Source organism: Vibrio sp. vnigr-6D03, assembly GCF_002835515.1.
In the GTDB taxonomy this organism is placed as follows: Bacteria; Pseudomonadota; Gammaproteobacteria; order Enterobacterales; family Vibrionaceae; genus Vibrio; species Vibrio penaeicida.
Genome location: NZ_PIZL01000008.1, coordinates 49,945 through 76,725, shown reverse-complemented (window position 1 = coordinate 76,725; position 26,781 = coordinate 49,945). Strand labels below are relative to the sequence as shown.

20 protein-coding genes are annotated in these 26,781 nt (G+C 45.7%); 11 read left to right on the top strand and 9 right to left on the bottom strand.

The features are described from left to right. The first annotated feature begins 77 nt into the window (after positions 1-77). Complete coding sequence (locus CW749_RS07050; protein ID WP_101111323.1) at positions 78-1,301, top strand: ROK family transcriptional regulator; 1,224 nt, start codon at positions 78-80, stop codon at positions 1,299-1,301. Here CW749_RS07050 and uxuA read toward each other — a convergent pair. Continuing rightward, on the bottom strand, positions 1,298-2,488 hold the full coding sequence (gene uxuA, locus CW749_RS07045; RefSeq protein ID WP_101111322.1) for a mannonate dehydratase: 1,191 nt from the start codon (positions 2,486-2,488) through the stop codon (positions 1,298-1,300). The genes CW749_RS07050 and uxuA overlap by 4 nt on opposite strands. 89 nt (positions 2,489-2,577) lie before the next feature. On the opposite strand from uxuA, the gene CW749_RS07040 reads away from it, so the two are divergent. Both CW749_RS07040 and CW749_RS28325 read left to right on the top strand, forming a co-directional pair. Next, positions 2,578-3,996 carry a fructuronate reductase gene (locus tag CW749_RS07040; protein WP_101111321.1) on the top strand — a complete coding sequence of 473 codons (1,419 nt, stop codon included), beginning with the start codon at positions 2,578-2,580 and terminating at the stop codon, positions 3,994-3,996. 248 nt (positions 3,997-4,244) lie between these two features. Continuing rightward, positions 4,245-6,008, top strand: a complete 1,764-nt coding sequence (locus CW749_RS28325) for a hypothetical protein (protein WP_201796995.1) — start codon at positions 4,245-4,247, stop codon at positions 6,006-6,008. Between the two features lie 64 nt (positions 6,009-6,072). Here CW749_RS28325 and CW749_RS07030 read toward each other — a convergent pair whose 3' ends face one another. The 6 genes from CW749_RS07030 to CW749_RS07005 form a co-directional block, all read right to left on the bottom strand. Further along, entirely contained in the window at positions 6,073-7,104 is a 1,032-nt protein-coding gene (locus CW749_RS07030) for a LacI family DNA-binding transcriptional regulator (protein WP_180958340.1), read from the bottom strand. Positions 7,105-7,224: 120 nt separating this feature from the next. Beyond that, positions 7,225-8,322 (bottom strand): sn-glycerol-3-phosphate ABC transporter ATP-binding protein UgpC, encoded by a 1,098-nt coding sequence (ugpC, locus tag CW749_RS07025; protein ID WP_101111319.1) that lies wholly within the window; start codon positions 8,320-8,322, stop codon positions 7,225-7,227. Continuing rightward, positions 8,323-9,993, bottom strand: coding sequence for an alpha-amylase family glycosyl hydrolase (locus CW749_RS07020; RefSeq protein ID WP_101111318.1), 1,671 nt, complete (start codon positions 9,991-9,993; stop codon positions 8,323-8,325). It abuts the gene before it with no gap. Positions 9,994-9,995: 2 nt separating this feature from the next. After that, positions 9,996-11,150 carry a carbohydrate ABC transporter permease gene (locus CW749_RS07015; RefSeq protein WP_101111317.1) on the bottom strand — a complete coding sequence of 385 codons (1,155 nt, stop codon included), beginning with the start codon at positions 11,148-11,150 and terminating at the stop codon, positions 9,996-9,998. Beyond that, positions 11,150-12,151, bottom strand: a complete 1,002-nt coding sequence (locus CW749_RS07010; protein ID WP_101111316.1) for a sugar ABC transporter permease — start codon at positions 12,149-12,151, stop codon at positions 11,150-11,152. Before CW749_RS07010 ends, CW749_RS07015 begins: the two co-directional genes overlap by 1 nt. Before the next feature lie 129 nt (positions 12,152-12,280). Continuing rightward, on the bottom strand, positions 12,281-13,636 hold the full coding sequence (locus CW749_RS07005; protein WP_101111315.1) for an ABC transporter substrate-binding protein: 1,356 nt from the start codon (positions 13,634-13,636) through the stop codon (positions 12,281-12,283). Positions 13,637-13,938: 302 nt separating this feature from the next. Here CW749_RS07005 and hutC point away from each other — a divergent pair, with 302 nt between their 5' ends. The 7 genes from hutC to CW749_RS06970 all read left to right on the top strand — a co-directional run bounded on the left by hutC (position 13,939) and on the right by CW749_RS06970 (position 22,548). Further along, positions 13,939-14,649, top strand: coding sequence for a histidine utilization repressor (gene hutC / locus CW749_RS07000; RefSeq protein ID WP_101111314.1), 711 nt, complete (start codon positions 13,939-13,941; stop codon positions 14,647-14,649). Between the two features lie 166 nt (positions 14,650-14,815). Continuing rightward, positions 14,816-16,024 carry an imidazolonepropionase gene (hutI, locus tag CW749_RS06995; protein ID WP_101111313.1) on the top strand — a complete coding sequence of 403 codons (1,209 nt, stop codon included), beginning with the start codon at positions 14,816-14,818 and terminating at the stop codon, positions 16,022-16,024. After that, positions 16,017-17,096 (top strand): formimidoylglutamase, encoded by a 1,080-nt coding sequence (gene hutG, locus CW749_RS06990; protein WP_237322354.1) that lies wholly within the window; start codon positions 16,017-16,019, stop codon positions 17,094-17,096. Before hutI ends, hutG begins: the two co-directional genes overlap by 8 nt. A 95-nt stretch (positions 17,097-17,191) precedes the next feature. After that, positions 17,192-18,874 carry a urocanate hydratase gene (gene hutU, locus CW749_RS06985; protein WP_101111311.1) on the top strand — a complete coding sequence of 561 codons (1,683 nt, stop codon included), beginning with the start codon at positions 17,192-17,194 and terminating at the stop codon, positions 18,872-18,874. Next, on the top strand, positions 18,871-20,418 hold the full coding sequence (hutH, locus tag CW749_RS06980; protein WP_180958339.1) for a histidine ammonia-lyase: 1,548 nt from the start codon (positions 18,871-18,873) through the stop codon (positions 20,416-20,418). The genes hutU and hutH overlap by 4 nt, the downstream gene beginning before the upstream one ends. A 151-nt stretch (positions 20,419-20,569) precedes the next feature. After that, positions 20,570-21,295 (top strand): DUF3581 domain-containing protein, encoded by a 726-nt coding sequence (locus tag CW749_RS06975; RefSeq protein ID WP_101111310.1) that lies wholly within the window; start codon positions 20,570-20,572, stop codon positions 21,293-21,295. A 227-nt stretch (positions 21,296-21,522) separates the two neighbouring features. Beyond that, positions 21,523-22,548 carry a GGDEF domain-containing protein gene (locus CW749_RS06970; protein ID WP_101111309.1) on the top strand — a complete coding sequence of 342 codons (1,026 nt, stop codon included), beginning with the start codon at positions 21,523-21,525 and terminating at the stop codon, positions 22,546-22,548. Between the two features lie 6 nt (positions 22,549-22,554). Here the strand turns inward: CW749_RS06970 and CW749_RS06965 are convergent, their stop codons facing one another. Further along, on the bottom strand, positions 22,555-23,085 hold the full coding sequence (locus tag CW749_RS06965) for a GNAT family protein (RefSeq protein ID WP_101111308.1): 531 nt from the start codon (positions 23,083-23,085) through the stop codon (positions 22,555-22,557). 219 nt (positions 23,086-23,304) lie between these two features. On the opposite strand from CW749_RS06965, the gene CW749_RS06960 reads away from it, so the two are divergent. Beyond that, positions 23,305-23,523, top strand: coding sequence for a hypothetical protein (locus tag CW749_RS06960; RefSeq protein ID WP_101111307.1), 219 nt, complete (start codon positions 23,305-23,307; stop codon positions 23,521-23,523). 93 nt (positions 23,524-23,616) lie between these two features. Here the strand turns inward: CW749_RS06960 and CW749_RS06955 are convergent, their stop codons facing one another. Beyond that, positions 23,617-26,655 (bottom strand): FAD-binding and (Fe-S)-binding domain-containing protein, encoded by a 3,039-nt coding sequence (locus tag CW749_RS06955; RefSeq protein WP_101111306.1) that lies wholly within the window; start codon positions 26,653-26,655, stop codon positions 23,617-23,619. Positions 26,656-26,781 lie beyond the last annotated feature (126 nt).

The window sequence follows — 26,781 nt, the reverse complement described above, 5'->3', positions numbered from 1 at the left end:
AGACATGCTCCTAGCCAGATTAGCGTCGTTGCCAACCTCTTAATTGAATGGCAAAAATTTGAAGGAAATCACCATTTATGCCGTCTGCATCAACCTCAAAAACGTCGACTAACCTCTCTTTTGGTGAACGTCTCGCGACATCATTGGAACAGCTCGATTCACAATTGAGCCAGCTTTCAGACAAACGGAAAAACCAGCTATTACGTGCCATTTTTAGCCAGCCTGCCCCTACTAGAAAAAGCTTAAGCCAAGAATACAGATTGCGCCCCGCGACGGTGACAGAACTGGTTGGAGAGCTCATTGAGCTTGGCTTGGTTATCGAAGATCGAACCATTAATCCATCCAAGCCAGGACGACCTGAAGTGTTTTTGCGCGTTCAGCCCAACGCGTTGTCGGGTATTGTTATCACCATCGACTCGCTGACCATTTATGCACATCTCATTAACTTGAAGGGCGAAGTCGTTAGCTCGTCTTCAAAAACGCTCAACGACCACGAGCTTTCAAACCAACAAATATTGAATCAGTTTGAAACACTGGCAAATACTTTAATTCAGTCGTCTCCAGAGTCCAATATCGTAGGCATCACCTGTTCATTACCCGGCTTAGTGGATGAAGATAAAGTGAGTTGGGTCTACGCCAATCGTTGGCCTGAAGTAACCAACCTTTCGTTCGAGCCTCTTTCCAACAACACTAAGCTGCCCGTTAAAATAGCCAAAAACCTCAACAACGAATTACGCGCTCGTTTACTTCGCCACCCAGAAAACAAGAAAGATTCGGTGCTGAATATTCACTGGGGTTACGGGATCGGAACATCCTATGCGTTGCGTGGACAAGTACTTCATACCCCCATAGGTGGTTTTGGCGAACTGGGGCAAACGTCCATTTTCATGGGAGAAAAACTGGTCACGGTGGAATCGGTTGCGTCTCTTCGCGCAATTGAAGGAGAGCTGAAAGCACACGTTCAAAATGTTCCGTCTAACGAAGCAGGGTTCGAGGAGATGTTCAATGATAAGGAGATCACCGATTTGCCCGTAATAAACCAGGCCATAGAGCTCATGAGCGCCACACTAATGAATGCATTTTTGGTTCTGTTTCCTCAACAGATCGTGATAACTGGACCTTTTGCGCAAAGCCCTGAAATATTCAAACGTTTAGAGCAAAGTTTTTCCGAAAAGCTACCCAAATTTGTATCAAGGGAAGTTTCACTGCATGTAGGTCAGCGCGCCAAAGCAGATGAACTATTTGGCGCACTTTCGCCGCTATTTCAAACCGAAATACTCACACGATTAAAAAGTCGTTAGACGTTGCTCGACTCTAACATCCGCTTGATGCCGAGCTCTAGCCCACGGAATTCAGCGAGCCCTTTTAAGCGACCAATGCACGAGTAGCCAGGGTTAGTCGATTTGTTCAAATCGTCTATCATCTGGTGCCCGTGATCTGGGCGCATAGGAATGGAGCGGTTATTGCCATTTCCTCGTCTTCTCGACTCTTCTTTCAAAAGCGCTAATACCACCGAATACATATCCACGTCCCCTTCTAAATGCGCTGCTTCGTGAAAGCTATGAGGGTTTTCTTCTCTTTGAGTCGAACGTAAGTGCGTGAAAAATATTCGGTTGTGAAAGGCATTGATCATATTCACCAAATCATTGTCTTCTCGAACACCGTAGGAACCAGTACAGAACGTAAAACCATTGTTTTCACTAGGAACCGATTCCACCAACCACGCCATATCTTCAATGGTTGAAACAATTCTAGGGAGCCCCAAAATGGGTCTGGGTGGATCGTCGGGGTGAATCGCCATTTTGATATTTTGCCGTTCACAAATTGGCATTAAGTCGTTTAAAAACAGTCTTAAATTAGAACGAAGTCTTTCCTTATCAACTAAATCGTAACGAGTAAGATGAGCGCGAAATTCATCCAAGCTGTACCCTTCTTCTGCACCCGGCAGCCCAGCTATGATGTTTGCCGTTAGCTTATCAATATCGTCTTGATGCATTTGAGAAAACACGTCACGAGCAGCTGCTTGTTCAGCTTCACTGTACTGCTGAGCGGCTCCCTCTCGTTTCAGAATGTGCAGCTCAAATACAGAAAACAGTGTGTGGTCAAACCGCAACGCCTTTGAGCCATCAGGCAGCTCATATTCCAAGTCTGTCCGTGTCCAATCCAGAACTGGCATAAAGTTGTAGCACACGGTATCAATGCTACATATCGCGAGATTTTCTAGGGTTTTCTTATAATTCTCAACCCAGGTTTTCCATGCGCCTGTTCGGAGTTTTATGTCTTCATGCACGGGCACACTTTCTACAACCGACCACGTTAACCCTGCGCTTTCTATTTGGGTTTTTCTTATCTTGATCTCTTCAACACTCCATACCTCTCCATTAGGGATATGGTGTAATGCAGTGACGATTCCTGTCGCACCTGCTTGCCTAATGTCTTGTAAGGACACGGGATCTTCCGGCCCGTACCAGCGCCAAGTCTGTTCCATAACTCACTCCATTTGAATGATCGCTTGATTGAAAATAATTAATAACATAACCTGTTATTAATTATTTTGTAAATACCACTGGTGAAAATATGAGCTCTGAAATCGTCAAAAGTATACCGACAAAGATTGTTCATTTAGGGTTTGGGGCGTTCTATCGTGCACACCAAGCGGTTTATTCTCACGAGGCAATGAATGCTAAAGATCCGTGGGGGACGTGTGTGGTGAGCCTATTTAGCGGACAGCCAATGATATCGGCTTTAACGGAGCAAAATTATCAATACTCTGTCATTGCTAAGGGGGACGGCGGTGCGAATATCACCAAAATTCAATCCATTAGTAACGCTCTGCATCCTATGATTCATGGCAAAGACGTGATCTTGGATACGATGGCGTCAATCGATACCCACATCATCTCACTCACCATCACCGAAAAAGGGTATTGCATAGAACCTCATTCTAGGCAATTAGACACAAGTGACCCTCTCATTCTGCATGACTTAGCCAAGCCCAGCGCGCCACGTTCAGCAATTGGTTACATCGTGGAATCTTTGAGAAGGCGATTTGAACGAAATTTAGAAGGGGTAACGGTGCTTTCTTGCGACAATATCCCAAATAATGGAGAAACCGTTCAAAACGCGGTGACGCAATTTGCCGAGTTGATTTCCCCCGAACTCGCGCTTTGGATAGACCGAGAAGTCACTTTTCCATCATCGATGGTCGATCGAATTACGCCAGCCGTCACCAACGAAACCCAACAAGAAATCGATCGTATCGTGGGAGAACACGACCCCTGCGGTATCATCACCGAACCTTTTAGCCAATGGGTGATAGAAGATAACTTCCGTTATGGCAGACCAAACTGGGAAACGGCCGGTGCTCAATTTGTTGAGGATGTCACGCCCTACGAAGACATGAAATTGAGAATGCTCAATGGGGCGCATTCTTTCATGGCTTATTTGGGTTACTTAGCGGGTTACAAAACAGTAGCGGAGACGATTCAAGACAAAGATTTCGAGATAGCGGTTCGACGGCTCATGACATCGCAAGCACAAACGTTACAAATGCCCCAACATGAATTGGACGTGTATAAAGAGTCGCTTATCGAGCGTTTTCGCAATACTCAACTGAAACATAAAACCTGGCAAATCGCGATGGATGGCAGCCAGAAATTGCCGCAAAGAATCCTTAGACCTATGGAACTTCACCTTCAAGCGGATCAAAACTGTGAAGATTACTATTTGGCGATCGCAGCTTGGATGCGATACGTAGGTGGAGTCGACGACAGTGGAGAAAGATTTGAAGTTAAGGATCCAAAATCAGCGCAGTTCGATACTATTCACAAAAGCACCCAACCTAACAATCTGGTCGAACAATTTATTCAAGTGGAGGACGTGTTCGGCGCTCAATTAATCCAAAATGATACCGCTGTTGCAAGGATAAAGAATGCGTATGAATCCATCGTACAACATGGTGCGAAGAACACGCTGAAAAGGTTCAACGTGTCCTAACTAATCGCTAGGTCTGGCAATACAAGTGACTGCCACATAACATTATCACCAACAAGATTAGGGTCTTTTCTTACACAGTTCACACTTTATAAATATTGATTCTGTGTAAAGGATTGCATTAGTGACTATTTATGCCAATTTAATGCGAAATTAACATTCTCAAAATTACGCTGCTTCCAAGTTTCATATAAGGCTCAACTTTCCCCAAAAACGTCATTGCTGAGCCGTTAACCTAACTCGGAAGAACAATGAAAAAGTTGCTAGTTACTACGGTTTTATTAGGTCTCACTGCCTGTGGCGGAGGATCGGATTCAGAAACAACCACCAATCCAGTGACACCAACCCCCGCGCCCACTCAACCAACAGAGCCTGCTAATGGGTCGGGTATCTCAGCCAAGTGGAAAGTGTTTGCCACCATCTCTCTGCCAAATGGCGATTATGTTTCAGCACGTTCGGATCAGCAAACAACGAAAATACACCAAGAGCTGCCTCTTATTCCCGCTCCTAATGGCTACGAATTGTCAAATCAAACCACGGCTTTAGCGCAGTTCGCTCAGTGGACGATTACCAACCCAGACAATTCAGTAGTCACGAGTGACGCTAAAAGAACGGTATTACTTCAGCTAAGAGAGGAAGGGACTTATCAAATAGAAATGTGCGTTTCTGAAACCAACACGATTGTGAAAGCGTATCCTTTTTGCGCCAATGTTGACTTGATCGTCGCTACACCAAAATCTCATCCAAAACTCATGTCTAATGGCACGCAATTGAATGTGAGTGCATCTGATTTGGTTTCAGGTACGAACGCCGTCTTTGATGTCGTCACTTTAAATAGTTCTGATCGTGGATTGGCCACTGTAAATACTGAACGCACAACGTTAACCTACGAAACGTTGAATGAATACGCGTATCTTTCATCAAGTGAACGAGAAGAAGTTCGTTTGAATGTACAGGCTAGCAGCGACAGCGAACGTTGGTCCGGTGTTATTGATGTGGTTATTAATGGCACCAACTCGACACCAGAATGCACAGCGCAAACCAGCACGATCACCATTCCAGAATCTGCCCTCGACAGTGAAACGTTCACAAAAGTCCCAGCAGGTCATTGTTTTACTGTTGGATCAAACTCTCTCTCAGCCAATTCTGACTGGCAAGGCTCCATTCATAACAACACCAGAGATACCCTTCTCGGTATCTTCCGGTATGCGGGTGTGGATTCAACAGACAACGTTCTTCATATGAAAACCACATCTCCTGGGAAGATAACCCTATCTAAGAAGCTGCATGGTGGTGATATCGATGGTAACAACGAATGGAACATTGAGATCATCGATAACGAGAACGTTGCACTGCCCGAAATAAAGGATTGGAAAACGCACCAAACTCTCGCAATCAATGAACGTCACCAATTATCCGTTCAGACAGAAGGTGAAGCGCAAAATTGGATTTACCATTGGCGTGTATCGGATGTGTCATTTGGTGAAAAACAAACCATCCGAGTTGCAACCAAATCACCCAATTTGAATTTAGGTGCATTCTCAAACAGCCAAAACGTGAAAGTCGAGCTAGTCACCGACAACCGACATTATTTGAAGAATCAATCCGCCAGTTTCGGTCGCGATTCACTCGTCATTGTTGGAATGAAAGGGTCGCACAAAAAATATAAGCAGTACGCGCTGATACGAGGAGACGAGCCAACACCGCCAGAGACCGTCGTTAAGGTCAATGGTCAAGTCTACAAAGCTGGCTTACACAGGTTGCGACTGGATAGAAATGAAAAGTTAACGATTGACGGAAGTGCTTCGGTATACGATGAGAATGACGCATTCCTCAAATTCCATCACATTAAGAACTTCGGCTCTAACAGTACGGTAAATTGGGTAAGCGATCAGGCAGCTCACACATACAACAACGCTCTAGATGTGATGACACACCATTTCTGCATTACCGGAAAGTTCCCTTGGACAAGTTCGGAGAATTCTTGTGTAAAACTGCTTATTCTGAGCGAATAGTTTTTCTTACACTCAATCTTCTTTTATCCCCAATCCGTCGATAAGCGGTGCGGGGATATTTGATTCAGGCGCTGGTTCGAACTTTTAGCTCGCTGTCTATTACGCAGCTTTTCAACGGTTCCTTACCTAAAATCATGTACGCTGCCAGCCGCCCTTTCTCTCTTTGAGCCTGATGGATCGTCGTTAGTCCCGCGGTTTCAGCCTGCGGAATATCATCAAATCCAGACACTCTCACATCGTTAGGTACTGACAACCCAGCATCCTGACACGCCTGTATCGTGCCTAAAGCAATCACATCGCTCATGCACAAAATAACGTCTGGCTTGCTTGTTTTAAGCGCCTGCTTTGCGGCTTGATAAGCATCATCGAACGCATTGTCTGGTACGTTCCAAATGTGTTTGTCTTGCAGAAAATGTCCTGTCTTGGCTTTGATCACATTCTGCATTCCTTGAAGGCGTCGGTTTGATACCGACATATTAAAGTCCAGCAAATCTGCTGTATGAATGGGTTCAGCTTTAGGCGAAGCCGTCAGCCTTAACCCTAAAATGCAGACTTGCTTAAAGGGTTGCCCAAGCGTGTGATTCGAGATGAGAGAAGCCGCTCCCTCGTCATCGGTGTTGATGTGACAAACACCATCAATATCCACATCGACTGAAACCATAGGCTTGTGCTGACGAATCAGCCTTGCCAACATTTCGTCGTCTTTTGGTGGACCATAGACAATAAAGCCGTCGGCATAAGCATCGAAAGAACGACTCTCAGCGAACCCAACTCGGCTAGGCAGTAAGAGAATGTTGATGTTCTCTTCGTCAAACACTTCGGAAACACCCGTTAAGAACTGCGTTGCGATGGGATCGCTAAAGTTATATTGAAGGCGCTCTGCGAGCGACACACCGATAATGCCAGACTTCCCAATTTTTAAACTACGCGCCGCTGCATTGGGACCGTAAAACCCCATTTTTTCACATTCAGATAAAATGTGCGCCCGAAGCTTTTCGGAGAGTTGGTTGGGTCGGTTAAAGGCATTAGAAATGGTCGCGGTCGATACACCAAGAGCGAGTGATACGTCTTTTAATGTCAGCTTTTTCGCGTTCATAATAACCTTTAACTTCCTTATATTGACTTGAAAGATCCAAAGCCGAAAGCGCCCCATTCCCCGATGGGTCGCTTCCCCTTTAAACATCACTTTTGTATGCGGACCACATAGATTATCAGTTTACTTCCGTAATGTTTGTCCTTTTTCTGAGTCAAACAAATGGATTGCGTTCAGATCGAGATACCCAGTGAAATGGCTGTTTTCTGAAGAAAAATCATCATCCGCAGGGACTTCTAAAGACAACGGTTGGTCGCCAATTTCAGCGCGGATCAGCATGCTCGCCCCCAAGAGTTCGTAATCCACCAGCTTACATTTTACGGCGGCAAAGTTGGTGTGCCCCACAAATTCCGGTTTCAAGTGAATGTCGGTTGGACGAAGTCCCAAGGTCACTTTACTGCCTTTGGCGGGACGTTCAAAATCTTCTGGAACAGGAACCTTTTCTCCGTTCAAAGGAAACACTGCTGTCTCGTTTTCTTGCTGAACAATGGTATCGATCATGTTCATACTTGGGTTCCCGATAAAGCCTGCGACAAACTTGTTCACGGGGCGATTAAAGACTTCTTTGGGTGAGCCGATTTGAGCAATAATCCCTTTTTCCATGATGACGATTCTGTCTGCCAGCGTCATTGCTTCTACTTGATCGTGGGTAACGTAAATCGTGGTGGTTTCAAGTTCCTTGTGCAGCCCTTTAATTTCTGCACGCATTTGCCCCCTCAACTTGGCGTCTAAGTTCGACAATGGCTCATCAAACAAAAACAACTTGGGTGTTCGAACCATGGCTCGCCCCATCGCTACACGCTGGCGTTGACCACCAGATAGCGCTTTGGGTTTTCGTTCGAGTAATGGCGTCAGCTCCAGCAAATCCGCGGCCCATTCAACACGCTTGTCGATGGCGTCTTTCGACATTTTCTTCAGCTGTAATGAAAACGCGATATTGTCGTACACCGACATATGGGGATAGAGGGCGTAGCTTTGAAATACCATAGCGAGGTCGCGATCTTTCGGGTCTACGTCGTTAATGCAGACATCATCAAGATAGATCTCTCCGCTGCTGATGTCTTCTAGCCCTGCCACCATTCTTAATGTGGTCGATTTACCACAGCCTGAAGACCCAAGCAGTACAACAAATTCACCATCTCTAATCTCTAGGTCAAATCCTTTAACAACCTGAGTGCCGCTGTAGTCTTTTTTGACATTTTTAAATGTTACCGATGCCATCTATTTTCCCTCATTCCCAGAAGCCACTAACTTACCCAGCTTTGCAATTAAGCCACCAGCCGAAGGCACGCTTAACTGATCATTCAAAAGCGTATGCGGTAAACCGATGTCTTCAACAGAAGCGATATCAATCCCTTTTTCGCTTAAGTTTTCGATGACGACGTCGTTGCCAGTCAGGTTCAAAACGACGAATAAGCGGGTGCCATTTTCAAATCGTTCAAAACTGATCAGATCCGCGTGCAGTTGATGCCACTTAAACTGACCCGTTTTTAGTGTTGGCTGTGTTTTTCGCCACTCAATGAAACGTTGCACGAAGCGCAAGACTGAGTTTTCTTTCTGCTGCTGCAGTTCTGGGTTTAATGCCAAATGTGCTGTTTCTATTGGCAGCCACGTTTCAGCATTCTGGCTAAACCCGCCATCGCTATTCCAAACCATTGGGGTTCGGCAGCCATCTCGCCCTTTGAAATCTGGCCAAAATTCAATGCCAAACGGGTCTTGAAGATCATCAAACCCTACCGTCGCTTCTGGTAAGCCCAACTCCTCACCCTGATAGATGCAAGCGCTGCCTCTTAAGCTAAGTAAAAAGACTAGGCTGGCTTTGGCTAACGCTTCTCTGTCCAGCACGTTGCCTTGCTTATCCGTGCCCCAACGAGAAACGCTGCGAACGACATCGTGATTACTCAATGCAAAGCAAGGCCATCCCGACCCTAGATTTTCTTCAACGCGTTCAAGCGTATCTTTTATATACGCCGCATTATGATCTTCACCCAATAATTCGAACGTGTAAGCAGAGTGCAATTTGTCGCCATTAGAAGTGTAAGACGCCATCACTTTTAACCCTTCAGGTGCGCCAATTTCACCAACAGTAAAGCGATCAGGGTACTCATCCAAAACCGCTCGCAGTTTCTTCAAAAATTCCAGATTTTCAGGCTGTGTCAGTTGGTGGCAGTGATATTGATAGCTGAATGGGTTTTTCTTATCTGTCCCCACAAACTGCTCTTCAGGTTTTCTCACGGGTGGATTGTCTCTTAGCTGTTGGTCGTGGAAAAACATATTCACCACATCTAACCGGAATCCATCCACCCCCAAGTCCATCCAGAACTTCGCTGTATCTAAGGTGGCTTGCTGTACCTCTGGGTTATGGAAGTTCAGATCAGGTTGCGAGGTTAAAAAGTTGTGCTGGTAGTACTGCTGACGACGGCTATCCCACTGCCATGCCGAACCCCCAAAAATACTAAGCCAGTTGTTCGGCGGTGTGCCGTCTTCTTTAGCGTCAGCCCATACATACCAATCGGCTTTGGGATTGGTTTTGTCTTGTCGGCTTTCTTTAAACCATGCATGCTGGTCGCTGCTGTGGCTGTATACTTGATCCACAATTATCTTAAGCCCCAGCTTATGCGCTTCATCCAACAATGTTTTGAAATCGTCCAACGTGCCGAACATCGGATCAATTTCGACGTAGTTGGCAATGTCGTAACCAAAATCATCCATGGGCGACGCAAAAATGGGCGATAGCCAAATCGCATCTACCCCTAAGCTCGCAATGTAGGGCAACTTGCTGGTTATCCCATTTAAGTCGCCAATACCATCACCGTTGCTGTCCATGTAACTGCGTGGATAGATCTGATAGATCACCGCTCCGCGCCACCATTCTATGTTTGAATTTTCCATGATTATCCTCCCTTAACCGAACCGGACAGCAATCCGCGAACAAAATATCGTTGTAACGATAAAAATACGACAAGCGGTACGATGATCGTTATGAACGCACCACTCGTTAAAATTTCCCAGTTATCCCCACGCGATCCCAGCAGTTCACGAAGTTGCGCCGTGAGCACAATCTTGTCGCCACTGTTTCCGAGGTACACCATGGCCACCAGCAAGTCATTCCATACCCATAAGAATTGGAAAATAGCGAACGATGCCAGTGCGGGTAATGAAAGAGGCAGCACCACTTTGATAAAGGTTTGAAAGTGATTGGCTCCGTCCATACGCGACGATTCCATGATTTCTTTTGGCAAACCCGCCATATAATTCCGCAGCAGATAAATCGCCAGCGGTAGCCCAAACCCTGTATGGGCAAGCCAAACACCGGGATACGATTTGGTCGCCACGTCGAAAAAGCTTCCGACTTCGTTGTACAACCTAAGCACCGGAATCAACGACATTTGTAATGGCACAACCAATAAGCCAACAATGATGGCTAACATGATGCTTTTGCCTCTAAAATCCATCCACGCTAATCCGTAGGCAGCAAATGCCGCGATCATAATGGGAATAAACGTAGCCGGTATGGTCACCGTCAGTGAGTTAACAAAAGCTTGCCCTACCCCTTCCGAAGCCAATACCTCTATGTAGTTTTCAAAGGTAAATCGAGGTGGAATGTTTGCCACATGGAAAATCCGTTTGCCTCTTTTATGTGTAAATGGCGCATTGGATTCCCAGCGATATTCACCATTTTCCATCACGGTTAATACGCTGCCGTTTTTCAACTCAACAGCCTCACCGGGTTGATGTTTGTCGATTTCCTTCGCCCGTTCACCCCAGCTGTCTACCGTTCTTCCTGAATTTTCTTCAAACAAATTACCTGCGATGACATATTGGTCACCATCGCGGATGGCACTGCCTTTCTTTCCTGTTCTGACCACTTCATTTCGTTCTGTGGTGACCATGGCTGTCCACCAACCGCTGATCGCAAGCTGGTCTTTGTCACGCACTGAGCTCACCAACAATCCCAACGTTGGTAAAGTCCACGCCAGCACGAAGAACAAGATCAGGCCATGTTTAAAAAGCGTACCTGCAGACAGCTTTTTTTTGTTTCTTTCCATCACTCTTCCCTTGCCTTCTTAATGTTCCACAACATAACGGGAATGACCGCTACCATAAGAACAACGGCTATTGCACTTCCTTTGCCGAAGTCCCCTCCACCTCTGAACATCCAATCGAACATGAGGTTGGCCATCACTTCGGTATCCCACTGACCGTTGGTCATGGTAAGAACGATGTCGAAGACCTTGAGAACAAGAATGGTAATGGTGGTCCACACGACTAAGATGGTCGGTATAATTTGAGGCACCAGAATTTTGACAAAAATTTGAAAATCGTTCGCACCATCGAGTTTTGCTGCTTCGAGTACTTCCTCAGACACGCCTCTCATTGCCGCACCTAACAGCACCATGGCGAATCCGGTTTGAATCCAGATCAGAATGACCATGAGCAAAATGTTGTTCCAAAATGGCAAGGCGATCCACGCTTGAGGCTCTCCCCCTAACGCCACCACAATGGCATTCAATAGCCCAATTTGGTCGCTGTCGGCACCTCGGTAGTCGTATACAAATCGCCAAATGACGCTGGCACCAACAAATGAAATAGCCATAGGTAAGAAAATTAATGTCTTGGCTACCTGCCCCCACCAGATTCGGTCGGAAAGGTAGGCAATCACCAAGCCAAAAAACGTGCTTAGCGTAGGCACTAATATCAACCAAAGTAGGTTGTTTAAGATGGCTTGAGAGAATTCTTCATCCCCGAATGCCCAGCTGTAATTACTCAAACCAACGAAGTCCGTTGCCGTTCGGTCATACATAGATAAACGCAAGGTTTCCACAACGGGATAAACAAGAAATATAAGCAGTAATAGCAAAGCAGGACCAACAAAAATAAAGGGTTGCAGCTTAAGCCTAAGCTGATCCTTTTTTCGCTTTTCCTCGCCTTGTAAATGCTTACTGGATAAAGCTTTCTCTAAGCCAAAATACGCCGTGTAGTAAAAAGCAATCGATGCTATTACTGCAACAAGCATGGCAAACAGAGAATCTAGGAGTTGATCGATCAAAATCGTTCTCCATAACATAGAAATTGAATGGTTAGGGCGAAGCTCATTACTACGCCCTTATTGGCAGTTAGCGACACTTGGTCGCTAACCTAGGTCTGTTGACCTACTGACTTTATTGGAATAGTCGCTTTACTTGATGTCGTCCCAGCTTTTCTGAATAGACTTAGTGACTTTCTCAGCGGACTCTCCACCTACGTAGTCCACCATGCCCGTCCAGAAGGAACCAGCACCCACAGCACCCGGCATTAAGTCAGAACCATCAAATCGGAAAGTGGTCGCATTAAGTAAGATTTCACCTTGCTTTCTCTGTGCGTCATTCTCATATGTCGCAACATTGACGCCTTTGTGTGCCGACAGGAACCCACCCTGTGCCATCCAAAGTTCATTTGCCAGTGGAGTCAGCAAGTAATCCATCACAGCGCGAGTCGCTGCAGAATCTTTCGTTACCGCATAAGCCACACCAGCACCTAGAACAGGGTTACCCAAATCTTTGGATTCATAAGAAGGGAAATAGAAGAAATCGGCATCTTCACCTACAACTGTCCCTTTAGGGAAAAACGCTGGGATGAAACTTGCTTGGTGATGCATGAAACATTTAGCTGGCACGGTGAATAAGCCTTTAGGGCTGTCGCGGAAATCCGTAGTGCCAACAGAAGCGCTTCCACCAGCGACGTATTTGTCGTTCAACGCAAATGTTCCAAACTTCTCAATGGCATCAATAATGCGTGGGTCGCTAAATTTAATGCTGTTATTTACCCAGCCGTCGTACACTTCCGGTTTTTGGGTTCTTAACAGTATATCTTCCACCCAATCTGTTGCTGGCCAACCTGTCGCACCACCAGATCCAAGCCCAATACACCAAGGAGTATTGCCGTCTTTTGCCATTTGTTCCGTTAACGCTAACAATTCTTCCATTGAATTGGGTGTTTCATATCCTGCGTCTTCAAAATTATCTGGGGAGTACCAAACCAAAGACTTAATGTCGGTTTTATAGAAAATCCCATAAAACTCTTCTTTTCCTTCTTTATTTTTATAGGTACCCAGATCTACCCAAGAATTACCTGCTGCGTAATTTTCTTTAACATAGTCTGAATACTTATCGCCTAATGGCACCAGCAAGTTTTTAGACGCCAAATCCGCTGCCAACCCCGGTTGAGGGAACGCTGCAATATTCGGCGGGCTACCTGCTTGAGTATCAATCACGATTTGTTGTTCAAAGCCATCCGAACCTGAATATTGAACCTCCACTCCCGTCGCTTTTTCAAAATAGGCGAGTACATTACGTATTTTGGTGTCTTCCGGAGCCAAGAAAGGACCCGCCATCGTTACCGTTTTCCCTTTTAGATTAAGCCCTTCGAAAGCTTTGAGGTTATCCCAAGAGAAATACCCTTCTCCTTCTGGAAAAAGTAGATCTTGCGACCATACACTTGTAGATAATGATGCCGCGACTGCGGTAGCGAGTAACTGGACTTGGTAGCGTTTCATTTAAAGTTCCCTCTTAACGTGTTTTCAGCGTAGTTGATGTCTAGAAAGCCAGCTCATTACCTAAAAGGGAAAAATTAGAAGGCGAGGTTAGAAGCTTTTTTCTTAACATTTAATTAACCTTAAACGTTTAAGTTGATTTAAAGCGTGATTTTGATCGAATTTTGAACACTTATTTAAGTCTCAATTTCGATACGACTGGTGTACGGTAGGCTCGCTATAGTTAAAAAGTGTGAGGTTACTGACTTGCTATCTGAGCGGAAATTGCGCATCATTTGTATAGTCAATAAAGGACAGAAGCAGTCATGACAGGCGCTCCGCTATATATACAAATCAAACGCTACATTCAGGAAAAAATTGATTCAGGTGATTGGCCTGTAGGTCACAGAATCGCGACTGAACTCGAACTCACAGAGCAATTTGAAGTAAGCCGAATGACAGTGAATAAAGCCATTCGAGATTTGGTGTCTGAAGGTAAACTGAAACGCACACCTCGCTTGGGTACGTTCGTTTGTGCGCTGGAAGAGAAAGCCGAATCCCCCTTGCTCAATATTCGCAATATTGCTGAAGAAGTGTCTTCTCGTGGGAAGCAATATCACAGCCAAGTACTGACTCAGAAAGCTCTTAAAGCAGACGACACAACAGCCACAAAGCTAGGCGTTATGTTAGGTAGCGACGTTTTTTACAGTGAAATTATCCACTTTGAAGACAAAACGCCCATTCAGCTTGAAGTGCGTTGGGTAAACGCCGTTTATGCCCCTAACTACCTTAAGCAGGATTTTTCAATCATCACGCCAAACCAGTATCTATCGGATAACTGCCCACTGAGTGCAATTGAACACACGGTAGAAGCGATTAACCCCGAAGTAACCATAAGGGACGCGCTAGAACTGAAAAACTACGAGCCATGTTTATTGCTGAATAGAAGGACGTGGAGCGGTGATAAGCTAGTCAGCTCTGCCCAGCTTTATCACCCGGGAACCCGCTATAAACTAAGCTCTAAAATCGATATTTAGCCGCACAGTTACCCATCCCCAATCTACGCCCTTGATGTGCTCAGACATTTCGCTTTGAGCACATCAAATTCACTCCCATGATCACACTTTTCTAACATCTCTCTTGCTCCGTTTTCTTAATTCATCTATTTATTTGTATATACATTTAAATTCAAAAGATGAAATCATGCTTCGGAAACTCATTAACGCGAGATTAGTCACTATGGTGACTGGCACACAGGGTTACACCGCTTCCCCCTCAACGTCAGTGCTGATCAGAGATGGAAAAATCGACGCTATTGGCGATTCAATCTCAGCGCAGGTGCCCGAATCCGACACGATCGATTGTCAAAATAAATTAGTGACACCTGGCCTTATCGACTGCCACACCCACTTGGTATATGCCGGCAATCGAGCTAACGAATTCGAAATGCGGTTAACGGGTGTGCCTTACGAAGAAATCGCCAAACAAGGGGGAGGCATTCTTTCGACTGTGAAAGCCACCCGAGCAGCAAGCATTGAAGAGTTAGTTGAGCTTTCCCGCCCAAGAATGGAAGCATTATTGAATTCTGGTGTTACCGCGATCGAAATTAAGTCTGGCTATGGTCTGACACTGGACGACGAACTCAAAATGTTACGTGCCGCTAAGTTACTGGGTGAACAGTACGATGTGCATGTAGAAACCACATTACTCGCCGCCCATGCTGTTCCCCCTGAATACCGCGACAATCCCGATGCGTACATCGACTTAGTTTGTAACCAGATTATTCCGGCAGCGGCAACGGAAGGGTTGGCATCAGCGGTCGATGTTTTTTGTGAGTCCATTGGTTTTAGCCTAGCGCAAACTGAGCGCGTTTTTGAAAGTGCCAAAAAGCACGGGCTTAAAGTCAAAGGGCACACCGAACAGCTATGTAACTTAGGTGGCAGCGCGTTGGCAGCGCAGCATGGCGCACTTTCGGTAGACCACATAGAGTATCTAGATGAAGCCGGAGTAAAAGCAGTAGCAAGCGCCGGATGTGTCGCCACTTTGCTGCCCGGCGCGTTTTATTTCCTACGTGAAACTCAGAAACCACCTATTGATTTACTGAGACAACACCAAGTCCCTATGGCAGTTTCAACCGACATAAACCCGGGCACTTCCCCTTTTGCCAGCTTGACACTCATGATGAATATGGCCTGCACCTTATTCAATTTAACGCCGGAGGAAACGTTAAGAGGTGTCACTGTTAACGCTGCTCAAGCGTTAGGTTTACAAGATCGAAAAGGTAAAATACAAGTCGGTTTTGATGCAGATTTCGCTGTATGGAACATCGAACACCCAGCCGACCTGAGCTATCAAGTTGGTATTCAGCACTTACATGCTCGTATCGTCAACGGAGAATGGATTCATGTCTAAACAAAGGTTTGAGTGGCAAGGTCGAAACGATATAGAAGACGGCGAGCTCGGTCATCGGGTTCATCATGTCATCCGCCATGGCACACCAAATAATGCAAACTTAGGCGACGTCACCATCTTAGGTTTCGCGTGTGACGCTGGTGTAGCAAGAAATAAAGGTCGAACCGGAGCACAAGCGGCACCAAACAAAATTCGGGAAGCGCTGGCCAATATGGCTTGGCACGAAACCACTCAGTTATTTGATGGTGGAACGGTTGTTTGCGAAGGCGATCAACTAGAACAGAGCCAACATGCGTTGGCAGACGTACTTTCCTCCACGCTTAAGCACACCCCAGCAGTTACCCTGGGTGGTGGGCATGAAATAGCTTGGGCTTCCTTCTTAGGGTTGGCTAAGTTTCTAATCAAAGAACAGAAGCAAAAAGAACAATCAGATCCCAGCAAAGACGTCTCCCCTCCCCGAGTCGGCATAATCAATTTCGATGCTCACTTTGACCTGAGAGTATTCGATTCTAACGGTTTGGATTTCAATAGCTCTGAACTAAGCGGCTCTGAATTAAGCGGCTCTGAATTAACGACCGCGAAAGAAAGCATCCAACCCAGCTCAGGAACGCCATTTAATCAAATCCACCAATACTGCCAAAAACAAGGCTGGGCATTTAACTATGCCTGCCTAGGAGTAAGTGCAGCAAGTAACACTAAAGCACTGTTTAAGCGCGCGGACAATTTGGGGGTTTGGTATGTCGAAGACACACAAATGCACGCTGGTACGCTAGCCAAGCAGTTGACTCAGTTACAACGATTTATCGACCAAAACGATGTGATTTATCTAACCATCGATTTGGATGTTTTCCCTGCTGCCACGGCTCCAGGAGTCAGTGCACCAGCAGCCAAAGGGGTGAGTATGGAGACCTTCTCGCCCTATTTTTCATTAATTTTGAATAACTATAAAAAACTAAAAATTGCAGACATTGCGGAATACAACCCGAGATTTGATATCGACGGTCAAACCGCAAGGCTTGCCGCTCGGCTGTGTTGGGATATCGCAACATCAATGTCGCGTAACCAGTCTTAGCGGCTTAGCTAACGCCCCATAAATAGCTTTTTTCATCAAATAGCTATGGCTCACGGCAGTCTGCCCAATAACCTGAATTCATAAAGGAGTATCCGATGACGGATCCAAGACTCGATACAACAAGAACCATTCGTGCCCCTCATGGAACGAAACTTCGTGCGAAATCGTGGCTAACAGAAGCACCACTGCGTATGTTAATGAACAATCTTGACCCTGATGTTGCTGAACATCCTCATGCGCTGGTTGTATACGGTGGCATTGGTCGTGCAGCTCGCAACTGGGAATGCTACGACAAAATTGTCGAGGTTCTAGAAAGGCTTGAAGACGATCAAACGTTGCTGGTTCAATCCGGTAAGCCTGTTGGGGTATTCCCGACTCACAAAAATGCACCACGTGTATTGATCGCCAACTCCAACCTCGTTCCTCATTGGGCAAACTGGGAACATTTCAACGAACTCGATAAAGAGGGGTTGATGATGTACGGGCAAATGACGGCGGGTTCGTGGATTTACATTGGCTCTCAGGGCATCGTTCAAGGCACCTACGAAACGTTTGTTGCGGTGGCTAAAAAACACTTCGATGGACAAGCAAAAGGACGCTGGGTACTCACCGGTGGATTAGGCGGTATGGGTGGTGCGCAACCTCTAGCTGCAACAATGGCCGGTTTTTCAATGCTTGCCGTAGAATGCGATGAAACACGCATCGATTACCGATTGCGTACTGGCTACGTCGATAAAAAAGCCACCAGCATTGATGAAGCACTTCAAATGATCCAAGACTCAGACACGCCTATCTCTGTTGGTTTATTGGGTAACGCGGCAGATGTTTTCCCAGAATTGGTTAAGCGAGGTATTACGCCAGATGTCGTCACCGACCAAACATCGGCACACGACCCGCTCAATGGCTACCTTCCTCAAGGTTGGACAATGGAAGAAGCCAAAGCGCGTCGCCTTGAAGATGAAGCTGGTGTAGTGAAAGCGGCTAAACAATCTATGGCTATTCAAGTTCAAGCGATGTTGGATTTGCAAAGCCAAGGTGCGGCGACACTCGACTACGGCAACAACATTCGTCAAATGGCACTCGAAGAAGGCGTGAACAATGCCTTTGATTTCCCAGGATTCGTTCCTGCTTACATTCGACCTTTGTTCTGCGAAGGTGTTGGACCGTTCCGTTGGGCAGCCCTTTCTGGTGACCCAGAAGACATCTACAAAACAGATCAAAAAGTCAAAGAACTGATCCCAGACGACCCACATTTGCACAACTGGCTCGACATGGCTCGTGAACGTATCCAATTCCAAGGTTTGCCTGCGCGTATCTGTTGGGTTGGTCTGAAAGATCGTGAACGTCTTGGTCAAGCATTCAATGAAATGGTGAAAAACGGTGAGCTAAAAGCGCCTGTTGTCATCGGTCGTGACCACTTAGATTCAGGCTCCGTTGCCAGCCCTAACCGTGAAACGGAAGGTATGATGGACGGCTCTGACGCTGTGTCGGATTGGCCACTGCTTAACGCTTTGTTGAACACGGCGGGTGGCGCAACATGGGTATCGCTTCACCACGGTGGTGGCGTGGGAATGGGTTTCTCTCAACACTCCGGTATGGTGATCTGTTGTGACGGTTCGGATGATGCGTCTGAACGTATCGCCCGCGTATTACATAACGACCCAGCAACGGGTGTAATGCGCCATGCTGATGCAGGGTACGACATCGCGAAAAACTGTGCGAAAGAGCAGAAATTAGATCTGCCAATGCTAAACGAAGAACTAAGCCGCCTGAAATGAGTGAGAAACCAATGATCAATTTAGAACTAAACCCAGGAAACATCAGCTTAAGCCAGCTACGCCAAGTAAGCCGCGCGCCAGTCAACTTGTCGCTCGACCCATCGGCTATTCCGGGTATCGAAGCAAGCACTCAAGTGGTCAATGAAGTGATTGCGGAAAACCGAGTCGTTTATGGCATTAACACAGGTTTTGGTCTTTTAGCGAATACGCGTATTGCCCCAGAAGATCTCGAAGTGCTGCAAAAGAGTATTGTACTATCTCATGCTGCAGGTATCGGAACACTGATGCACGATGAAACCGTTCGCCTAATGATGGTTTTGAAAATCAACAGCCTGGCTCGTGGCTACTCTGGCATCCGACTGCAAGTCATTAATGCGCTGATCACGCTTGTTAATTCGCAAGTTTACCCGTGCGTTCCTCAAAAAGGGTCGGTTGGTGCGTCTGGCGACTTGGCACCACTGGCGCACATGAGCACCGTATTACTCGGTGAAGGTGAAGCGCGCCACAATGGCAAGATCATCTCCGGAATCGAAGCACTGAAAATTGCAGGTTTAGAGCCTATCACCCTTGCACCAAAAGAAGGGTTAGCGCTACTGAACGGTACACAAGCTTCAACCGCTTTTGCGTTGGAAGGCCTGTTTGCTGCTGAAGATTTATTTGCCTCAGCAACCGTGTGTGGTGCGATGTCGGTAGAAGCTGCGTTAGGTAGCCGTCGCCCATTCGACCCTCGTGTTCATCGAGTTCGTGGCCACCGCAGCCAAATGGATGCCGCGGCAGCGTACCGATATCTACTGGATAACAGCAGTGAGATCGGCGAATCCCATACCGACTGTGAAAAAGTTCAAGACCCATATTCGCTGCGCTGTCAGCCGCAAGTTATGGGAGCATGCTTACAGCAAATTCGTAATTCCGCAGAAACCTTGCAAGTTGAAGCTAACGCGGTTTCTGATAACCCATTAGTTTTTGCAGATGACGGCGACATCATTTCGGGAGGCAACTTCCACGCAGAACCTGTAGCGATGGCAGCCGATAACTTGGCACTAGCGATTGCAGAAATAGGCAGCCTATCTGAGCGTCGTATGGCGTTGCTGATCGACAGTGCACTAAGTAAGCTACCGCCCTTCCTTGTCGATAATGGCGGCGTAAACTCTGGCTTTATGATTGCTCAGGTAACGTCGGCGGCATTGGCGAGTGAAAACAAAACCCTAGCCCACCCAGCTTCAATTGATAGCCTTCCAACATCGGCAAACCAAGAAGATCACGTATCTATGGCGACGTTTGCAGGCAGACGCTTACGCGATATGGCAGAAAATACTCGTGGGATCCTTGCGGTTGAATACCTATCAGCAGCGCAAGGTTTGGACTTCCGAGCGCCACTGAAGTCTTCTCCACGTGTCGAAGAGGCTAAAAACATCTTAAGAGAGAAAGTGTCCTTCTATGATAAGGATCGCTACTTTGCTCCAGATATTGAACAAGCTAATGCGCTGTTAAAGCTTGCCGTTCACAACCATTTAATGCCAGAAAAGACGTTAGCTTCGATATAGAAACTGTCTAATCAGTTTTTGAACAAACTGTCTTTTTGCGCACATAACCATAAATTAACCTCCCTTTGGGGAGGTTAATTTTCACTGGATAGACCATTTACCCATAAATGTCGGATATAATCGCCGCAGTTTTTGTAATTGACCGTGAATTATGTTTCTAACACCTTATTTCTCAAGCCAAGACAACCAATTCCAGTTTACTCGCCAGCAAGCAAGTCATTTTGCTAAGAAAGTGGCGGGCGACTACAACCCAATCCATGATGAAGATAACAAGCGCTTCTGTGTTCCTGGAGATTTGCTGTTTGCCGTTCTCCTTAATCAGGAAGGCGTAAGCCAGAAAATGCGATTTGATTTCTCAGGAATGGTTTCGGAAGGCATTGCGTTGTCTGTTGAAGAAAAAGGAGAAACAGAAAGCGCGCTCGTCGATGCAAATGGCAAAGAATATTTGCACATGCACCACGAAGGTGATGTATCGACAGACGCTAAGTTCATTGAATGCCTAACGAAATCTTACGTTCAGTTTTCCGGCATGAACTTCCCTCATATCATGGTGCCTCTCATGGAGGACAAACAAATGATGATCAACTGTAAGCGCCCTCTCGTAATGTATGAAAGCATGGAAGTTGAGTTCAATCGTATCGATTTGACTGAACCTTCTGTCGAGTTTGCAGGTGCGACGTTTGATATTGAAGGAAAGCGCGGACAAGTAACGCTTAACTTTCGCTTTACGGAAAATGGTGAAGTGGTAGGAAAAGGCGTCAAACGCATGGTTGCGTCTGGTCTTAAACCTTACGAAAAAGAAGCCGTCGATGATTTAGTCGAACGTTTTAATGCTCGTAAAGACGCCTTCATCGCCGCACAAGTCGAAGCCGCTTAAGGTCAAATTCACACTCCATATCTTTAATCCCGAGTTTTGCTCGGGATTCTTATTTTTGCCTTCTATTACAAGTTTGTCGCCTAATTCACAATCCACTCAGTTTCTGTGCAATCCTTTGACTCCATTTACGATAGAGTTTGTTATACTTTTGTAAAGTAATATTGCTTTCCGGTACTTCAAACATAAGATTCAATGTTAGAAGTGCTGCCTCGACATGAGGTTTACGTATGCTGAGAAAAAGAACGCCAGAGTGGATGGCGTCAAATTACGGGCTACTGGAGCTAAACGAGCATCATAAAGTGCTCCGTTTTATTACCATTGTTTCATTGCTCACCTTTCTGCCATTTTCAATAAAGAATGTTGTTCTGGGAGAGTATGTCTATGCTGCACTACTGATCACTTTTGAGCTTTCGCTGTTACTCGAAGTGTATTGGTTTTACACCCGACAGCGTCCCATGATCAGTTATCTACTTCCTGTAACCTTATTAGTTGCATGTGGGATTTTTGCTATCCCAATACTAGGCATCAATGGGTCCTATTGGGCGTTTCCTATTGCGGTATGCGTTGTCTTTGTTATGCCCACCAGAATATCGCTGGTCTTTAACATTATTATGATCATCGGTGTTGCCATTACGGGTTATTACTACATTGACCACTACGCACTACTTCGCCTTGTTGGGGCACTCTCCATCACTGCATTCTCTTCTCTTTTTGTCACCACTTCGTTTCTTAATCTGCAAGACAGATTCAAAGAGCTTTCGATTACTGATTCAATGACGGGCGCTTACAACCGCGCTCAACTCGACGCATTTTTGGGAACGGCACTAGAGCTTCATCAGAAGACGGGGCTTTCTTCCACCATTGCGCTTATCGATATCGACAACTTCAAACAAGTGAATGATAGGTTTGGTCATGATGTTGGCGATCAAATGATTCAGTCGGTGGTGAGAGTTTTCAAAGAAACAGCTCGTCCCAATGATTTCATTTTCCGTTTGGGGGGCGATGAGTTTTTGATTTTATATAGAAAGTCTGGCTTGAAAGACAGTTATATCCGATTGGAAAAGTTGAGGCAGAAAGTGTCCGAGCTACGTGTACACAATAATCTTTCCGCGTCGATCAGTGCGGGGATAACCTCTTCTAACGCAGACATCAACATCAGCCAATGGATGAAGCATGCGGATCTCTCGCTGTACAGCGCGAAACACAACGGTCGAAACCGAATAGTACGCCACAAGGAAAAATGTGTCGGATAAAACGAACTACAGTACGTTAAGGTTTAGTCGGTATTCATAGCAGTCGATCATACAGCCGTTGATGCAGGTGAAATCGTTAACTGTGCCTGTATGTCGGAACTGATTATTAAGAAGCACTCTTTGCGAGGCGACATTTTGTGTTGCTGCGTACGCCCTAAGCGTTTTCAAACCTCTGTAGGTTTTTGCATAATGAATCAATTGCTGAGTCGCCAATGTCGCTAGACCTTGCCCACTTGAGCGTTCGGCAATTCGATACCCCACCCACGCTTCACCTTTTTTCAAATCAATACCATGCAGATTTGCACGTCCAAGGATCTCACCCCGACCATTCTTTATCAAAGTCGGCAGCATCGTCATGCTTTGATAATCCTTCAAGCATTCTCGAATGTGTAGGTTTACGCCTTTCATGCAATAAAAGCCTTCCGGTCTTTCATCGATAAACGTTTCAAACCATTGCCGATTAGCACGTTCAAAACGCAGCAAATCTTCGCAATCTAAATAGCTGAGTACCGGAAACGTGAACAAATTATCTTGCACCGCAACGACCTTTATTCAGATGAGCCAAATGAAAACAAATAGTGAACTCTATGCAGTAAAACCACAAATATTGAAGTGATAAATTTTTTAGATTGTTGAGATTGATAGCAAAACGGCTATGCATCGTTTTGCGCTCTTTCCTAGCAAAGTGACAAGGAGTGATGTTCATCACCCCACCAAAATGATACGTTATAACAAAACATAATCAGGAATGGATTTATGACTACGTCTGTTATACCAAGTAACTTTGCCGAATGGCGTCATTGTATTACCGTTGAATGCGGTATTTCATTAACACCGAGCTATATTGAAAAGCGAATTCAAGCTTTGCAATCCGAGAAAGACGAACACACAAGGCAGTTTGTAAGGCTTTATGGAGAGCAGTACAAGCAGCAGGTTGTTGCTTGGTTTGAGCGTGCAAAAGCGGAAGCAGCCTAAAAACGATTCGCTCACTACGAACAGAGCCAGAAAAAATGAAAAAGCGAAGCCTTAGCTTCGCTTTTTCTATTATCTTACAGATAAGTTTGGGCTTTAGACCAAGGTAAGTAGAGCCTGCAGTGGATGCTGTAATTTCTCGTTAGCAAATCGCTTCACTTGGCTTCGACAAGAGTAGCCCGTTACAAGGCAGCGGCTCTTATCAAGAGAATCCAACTTGGGTTCCCAGCTCAGACCATAGATATCTTTAGACATAGTAAGTTTATCGACTTCATGCCCAAAAGTACCAGCCATACCACAACACCCAACAGGAACAGTATTTAATCGAGCGCCAAAATGGGAGAAAATGGCACCCCACTCTTTTTCTGCGTTTGGCATTTTTGTTTTCTCGGTGCAGTGCGCAAACAAATACCAAGGCTTATCTTCATTGTCTTTAGAGAGATTCAGCTCGTTCAATCGAGGCAATAGCCATTCGTGAACGGTAAGTACATCAAAGTCCCCTCTCTTTGCACCCAATACTTCTTGGTACTCATCGCGGTAACAAAGCACTAACGCAGGATCTACTCCCACCATTGGAATACCTGTATCTGCAACCAGTGAAAGAAAATCTGCCGTGTTCTTAGCCGACGAGGCAAACTGAGAAAGAAAACCTTTTATATGCTGGGCCTTGCCGTTGGGTTTGAATGGCAATAACACAGGTTTTTTCCCTAGCTTTCTAGCCAGTAGAACAAAGTCTTCAACCACTTCCGCATCATAAAAGCTGGTGAATGGGTCCTGAACAATGAGTACATAGTCTTTCTTGTCACTCTCTGATAACCCATTCAGCAATTTCAAATCAAACTTCGTGCTGTCGTAAGGCTTTAAGCGCTGAACGAGCGTTGGCACACTCATTAGTGGTGCATCAACGTACCCTACGGTTTTCACCGTTAAGGACTGAATCCACTTTTGATTCAACGCTAAATTCACGGTTTTGGGGATTTTGGCCATCAATGGCAACATGGTTTCAATGTTGGCGACCAAATAATCTTTAGCCGGACGCTGGTATCGAGAGTAGTAAATATTGAGAAAGCGAGAGCGAAAGCTCGGCACATCCACTTTTATCGGACATTGACTTGCACAAGCCTTACAGGCTAAACACCCATTCATCGCTTCGTATACTTCATGAGAAAAGTCATACTCATGACGTTTGTTAATCGTATTTCTTACTCGGTTCAGAAGCGTCTTAATCGTAGCACTGCCTTTCAAAGTTTGCTGCTCTAAATCCAGAATATCAATCCCGTGCTCAGTCAGCTGCCTAAGCCATTCTCGCACCATCCCTGCCCGACCTTTAGGTGAATGGCGACGGTCGGCTGTTACCTTCATCGATGGGCACATTGGGGAGCTGGTATCGTAGTTAAAGCACAATCCGTTACCATTACACTCCATGGCCTGCTTAAAGCTATCACGCACTTCTACGGGGATTTGCCTGTCATACATTCCACGTTTGGCGTCGGTCACTCGAACCAATTCAGCATCACTGCCTAGCGGAGTACATATCTTGCCCGGGTTCATTTTATTGAGAGGATCAAACGCGGCTTTTACTCGGCGAAGTTCTAAAAATAGTGACTCTCCAAAAAACTCAGGACCGTACTCAGAACGATACCCTTTACCATGCTCACCCCACATCAATCCGCCATATTTGGCGACAAGCTTAACCACGTCATCAGAAATCTGATGCATCAACGCTTCTTGTTCTGGGTCGCATAAATCTAAGGCAGGGCGAACGTGGAGTACGCCAGCATCAACATGACCAAACATTCCGTAGTTTAAATTTTTAGCGTCTAACAACTCACGAAACTCCTGAATGAAGTCCGCTAAGTTTTCAGGTGGCACACAGGTATCTTCTGCAAATGCGACGGGTTTTGCTTTCCCTTTTGCTGCACCAAGTAAACCAACCGCTTTTTTACGCATGCCATAAATACGACCAATGCTCGCGAGATCGTTACATACCTGATACCCAATAATGCCGCCTTCTTCACTCTCCAACATTTGGTCAAGCTTGCTCGTCAGGCTTGAGACTTGATGCTCGACCAGTTCGCCATCTTGACCAGCAAATTCAACGATGTTGATACCTAGCATTTCTTTGCCAGGAACGTCCGTAAGCAACTCGCTCACGGTATGCCAAACAATATCCTGCTTCGCTAAATTCAATACACGAGAATCGATGGTTTCAACAGACAGAGCGTTTGCTTCAACCATAAAAGGGGCGTTTCTAAGCGCAGAATCAAACGTGTTGTATTTCACGTTTACAAGCGTTCTGGCTTTCGGAATCAAAGTGAGATTAAGTTTGGCTTCAGTAATAAAGGCAAGAGACCCTTCCGCTCCACACAATACACGAGTGAAATCAAATGAATCCTCTTCCTCATTTAAGGCGTTTTTTAAATCATAACCCGTTAAGAAGCGGTTGAGTGGAGGGAATTTGTCTACAATTTCTGCACGTTTTTGGCGACAGACTTGCTCAGTAACGGATAACGCTTGATGAGCAAAGGTCCCTTCTTCAGGGTCTGCATCGCTGAGATCACTTTCAATGAGTGAGCCATCAGTAAAAACAGCCTGAAGTGACAATACGTGATCCGAGGTTTTGCCGTACACGAGCGAACCTTGCCCAGAGGCATCGGTATTGATCATACCGCCTAGCGTCGCACGGTTACTGGTAGAAAGTTCCGGGGAAAAGAAATAACCGTACGGGCGAACGACATCGTTCAGCTTATCTTTTACGATCCCAGTTTGTACTCGAACCCAACCCTCTTTCTCGTTAATTTCCAACACCTTGTTCATATGACGAGAAAGGTCGACAACAATACCTTTTGTTAAAGATTGCCCGTTTGTCCCTGTTCCGGCACCTCTCGGTGAAAACGTCACTTTTTGATATTCCGGCTGATGTCCGATACGTCCAATCAGCTGTACATCTTCTGTCGTTTTGGGGTGAACAACGGCTTGAGGCAACTGCTGGTATACGCTGTTATCAGTAGCTACAGCCAAACGACTAGAGTACATAGACTCAATATCGCCTGTAAAACCAGCACTTTGAAGTTCTTCGAGGTATTGTTTAACTAAAGGATCAACATCCGATTGGTGTTGTAGTCTTGGTAACATTATGCTTCCTGCTCCCTATTGGCTGATCCGTTCAGCCGGGATAAAAATGGTTTAGACATTGCGATTTATTTTTTGATTTTCGTCACTTTACAACATTTCAGAGCTTGATAAAAACAGAAAGTACGC